5 protein-coding genes are annotated in these 3,386 nt (G+C 60.6%); 4 read left to right on the top strand and 1 reads right to left on the bottom strand.

The genetic code is table 11. The features are described from left to right. Window positions 1-259 precede the first annotated feature (259 nt). Window positions 260-874 (top strand): trimeric intracellular cation channel family protein, encoded by a 615-nt coding sequence (locus A3754_RS13900; RefSeq protein ID WP_063520170.1) that lies wholly within the window; start codon window positions 260-262, stop codon window positions 872-874. A 20-nt stretch (window positions 875-894) separates the two neighbouring features. On the opposite strand, the gene A3754_RS13895 is transcribed toward A3754_RS13900, so the two are convergent. Next, window positions 895-1,170, bottom strand: coding sequence for a DUF2218 domain-containing protein (locus tag A3754_RS13895; RefSeq protein WP_063520169.1), 276 nt, complete (start codon window positions 1,168-1,170; stop codon window positions 895-897). Between the two features lie 90 nt (window positions 1,171-1,260). On the opposite strand from A3754_RS13895, the gene A3754_RS13890 reads away from it, so the two are divergent. The 3 genes from A3754_RS13890 to A3754_RS13880 all read left to right on the top strand — a co-directional run. Next, on the top strand, window positions 1,261-1,692 hold the full coding sequence (locus A3754_RS13890) for a MarR family winged helix-turn-helix transcriptional regulator (RefSeq protein WP_063520168.1): 432 nt from the start codon (window positions 1,261-1,263) through the stop codon (window positions 1,690-1,692). Window positions 1,693-1,804: 112 nt separating this feature from the next. Then, window positions 1,805-2,377 (top strand): DUF2780 domain-containing protein, encoded by a 573-nt coding sequence (locus A3754_RS13885; RefSeq protein ID WP_063520167.1) that lies wholly within the window; start codon window positions 1,805-1,807, stop codon window positions 2,375-2,377. 67 nt (window positions 2,378-2,444) lie between these two features. Next, the coding region (locus tag A3754_RS13880; protein WP_063520166.1) for a metal-dependent hydrolase at window positions 2,445-3,386 on the top strand (942 nt) is incomplete at its 3' end.

Genomic DNA, 3,386 nt, shown 5'->3' with positions numbered 1-3,386 from the left:
GACTGTCGTTGGCGGTGGTTTCGGAATAGGCCGTGCCGGACACCAGTAGCAAGCTGGTCGCCAGAACGGAAAAACGCAAATCAGACATGGTTTCCCCCGGAAATAATGAAATGCAGTGGCGGTGCACGCAGGTTGGCGGGCACCGGAGCATGTGATGGCTGGGGGATACCTGGCGAAAATCACAGGCGGTGGATGATAATGGTTTTCATTTGTAATTCAAGATGGCGACAGGAAATGCTGTGAGGCAAGGGCGATGACGATGCTTTTAGCGCTGTATCTGATAGGTATTACGGCGGAAGCCATGACCGGCGCATTGGCGGCGGGGCGGCTGCGTATGGACTTGTTCGGGGTGGTGATGGTGGCCTGTGTGACCGCCATGGGGGGCGGTTCCATCCGCGATGTGCTGCTCGGGCATTATCCGCTGACCTGGGTGGCACACCCGGAATACCTGGGGCTGACAGCGGCGGCAGCGCTGGTCACTACCTGGGTGGCTCCCTTGATGCAGCGTCTGCGCATGCTGTTTCTGGTGCTGGATGCGCTGGGGCTGATTGTGTTTACGGTGATCGGGGTGAAGGTGGCCCAGGGCATGGAGCTGGGTGCACCGGTGGCGGTCTTGTCCGGGTTGATTACCGGCATCTTTGGCGGGGTGATTCGTGATCTGCTGTGTAACCGCATGCCGCTGGTATTTCAGAAAGAACTGTACGCGGTGATTTCACTGGGGGCGGCTTGTCTGTACCTGTTGCTGCAATTCACCCCGTTGGGGGAAATGACCATCACCCTGGTGACACTGGCCAGTGGTTTCCTGATGCGCATGCTGGCGATTCGCTATGAATGGCACCTGCCCCGTTTTCAGTACAACGTCCCCGAACAGTAGACCCGGGTTGTGGTGTCGCTTCAGTGCCAGCGCAGGTCAACCGGTTCGCGGGTGGCGAAGCGGGCCAGGTGACTGTCGATAATCTCACGAAGGCGTTCCAGCTCATCGCTACTGGCCTGGCAGTGCAGGTGTAGTGCCTGGTCATCTGCACTCAACTCGCAGGTGCCGAAAGGAAAACGAATGGTGCCCTTGTGGTCGTCGAATTCGGTTTCCACCTTGTGGCTGAAATGCCGGCAGAGCTTCTTCAGATAGAGGGAGGCATGGCCGGTGGCCGCAAATCCATGGGCGTGTTTCATGGTGGTAACTCCTGTGCTTTAAGTTGATAATATCAACTATATTGCTATTTTATTGACAGTGTCAACTAAATTGACAGTCGCGAGAACCTTATGCCTGATGATATTTCCGTGCCTCTTGCCCAGGCGTTCACGGCCACGCTTAACCGACTGCGCGGGGCCATGCGTGAACCGCTGTCCGCGCTACCGGTGTCGCTGGGTCCACCGGATATCGGCTTGCTACAGTTTCTGCTGAATACGCCGGGGGCCACCCCCCAGTGCCTGGCGCGCCACCAGGCCCGTGACAAGGCGCAGCTCACCCGCAAGATCAAGGCACTGGAAGCGCAGGGGCTGATACGCCGGGAAGCCGACCCGCATGATGGCCGCAAGGTGCGCCTGTTCCTCAGCGAGCAGGGGCAGGCCATGGCGGATGCCGCTGAGCAGGTTCGCCGGGCGGCGTTTGCCGAGCTTCTGCAAGGCTTGAGCCGCAGTGAGCAAGAGCAGTTGCTCGGGTTGTTGCAGAAATGTCAGCAGCCGCTTGAATGACCCCCTGCGCAAAGCGTGCACAAAGTGATGGCCGTCGCCTTTTTGCATGGGTAAGGTTTGCCATACTGTTCCCCTCTGAACAGGGATGATTGACGATAACCAAGGAGCAACTATGAACGCTTTCCGTTTTGGCTTGATGGGCGCCTCTCTGTGCCTGGTCCTGAGTGCGCCGGCCCAGGCGTTTGATCTGAAATCCATGACCGACTCGGCCAACAAGGCGGTGAATGACGCGTCCGACAAGGCCAATGCCAGCGTGAACCAGGCGAACGACGCGGCCACCAGTGCCATGGACAGCGCCAACAGCAAGCTGGCGGTGACCGGTGAAGCGAAGGCATTGGTGGATTCTTTGTCCGCCGACCTGGGGGTGACGCAGCAGCAGGCGGCAGGCGGTGCCGGCGCCTTGCTGGCCATGGCCCAGAACAACCTGTCGGGTGATCAGTTCAGCGGCATCATGAACAAGGTGCCGGGGCTGGATTCCCTGCTGGGTGGCGGCGGTGGCATGGCCTCTTCCATGCTGGGCAACATCTCGACCCTGCAGGGTGTCTCCAAAGCCTTCAGCGCCCTGGGCCTGAGCCCGGAAATGATCTCCCAGTTTGCGCCGAAAATTCTCGGCTTCCTGGGCGGTGAAGGTGTTGGCGCGACCGCACTGAACAGCCTGAAGGGCCTGTGGGGCGTGGCCGGTTAATGCCGTATTGACGGCCTGTTGGCAGGCGGGATGCGATACTGTCGCTCCGCCTGCCCTAGAGTAATTCATGGATTCATTGTCACAGGCCGTATTGGGTGCCTCCGTCGGGGGCGCTGTTCTCTCCCGCCCCCTGGGTCGCCGGGCTCTGCTCGGTGGCGCCTTGCTGGGCACCCTGCCCGATCTGGATGTGCTGATTGATTACGGCGATGCGGTGGCCAATTTCACCGAGCATCGCGGTTTCAGCCACTCCCTGCTGGTGTTGTTGCCGGTCTCGCTGGTGCTGGCCCTGTGCCTGTCCCGCTGGCAGACACAGATTCCGTTGCGACGCTGGTGGTTGTTCACCGGGCTGTGTTTGATCACGCACCCGCTGCTGGATGCGTTTACCACTTATGGCACCCAGTTGTTCTGGCCACTGGGTGACCCGGTGGCCATCAGCAGTGTCTTTATCATTGATCCGCTTTATACCCTGCCCATGTTGGTTGCCGTGATAGTGGCTCTGGCACGACCGCCGGCAATGGCGGCACTGGCCACCGGGCTGACGCTGTCCTCCCTGTATCTATGCTGGAGCCTGGTGGCCCAGCAGTGGATGACACAGCGGGTGATGCCAACGCTGGCGCAACGGGGCTTGAGTGAGGCGCCACGTCTGGTGCAGCCCATGCCGTTTTCCACCCTGCTGTGGCGGGTGACGGTGCTGGGGGAACAGCAGAGACTGGAGATTGTCACCGGTGTGCTGGATAACGGCGATGCGCTGACAGTGGAAACCTTCCCCCGTTCGCCGCAGGACTATGCCGAGGCCATGCAGCTGCCGGCGGGCCGCAAATTGGCCTGGTTCACCCGGGGGTTCATGGATGTGGACGCCGGGCCTGACCAGTTACTGGCCACGGATATTCGCTTGGGGGTGCCGGGGCTGCATCCCTTCCAGTTTGTGCTGGCGGAACAGGAAGACGGTGTCTGGAAGGCATTGCCCAGCCACAAGCTGCCGCGGCCCATGGCCAACCCGCAGGCCTGG

This window comes from Alcanivorax sp. HI0083, from assembly GCF_001635175.1.
The sequence above is the reverse complement of the archived record's forward strand: the minus strand, read 5'-3'. Positions and strand labels throughout refer to the sequence as shown.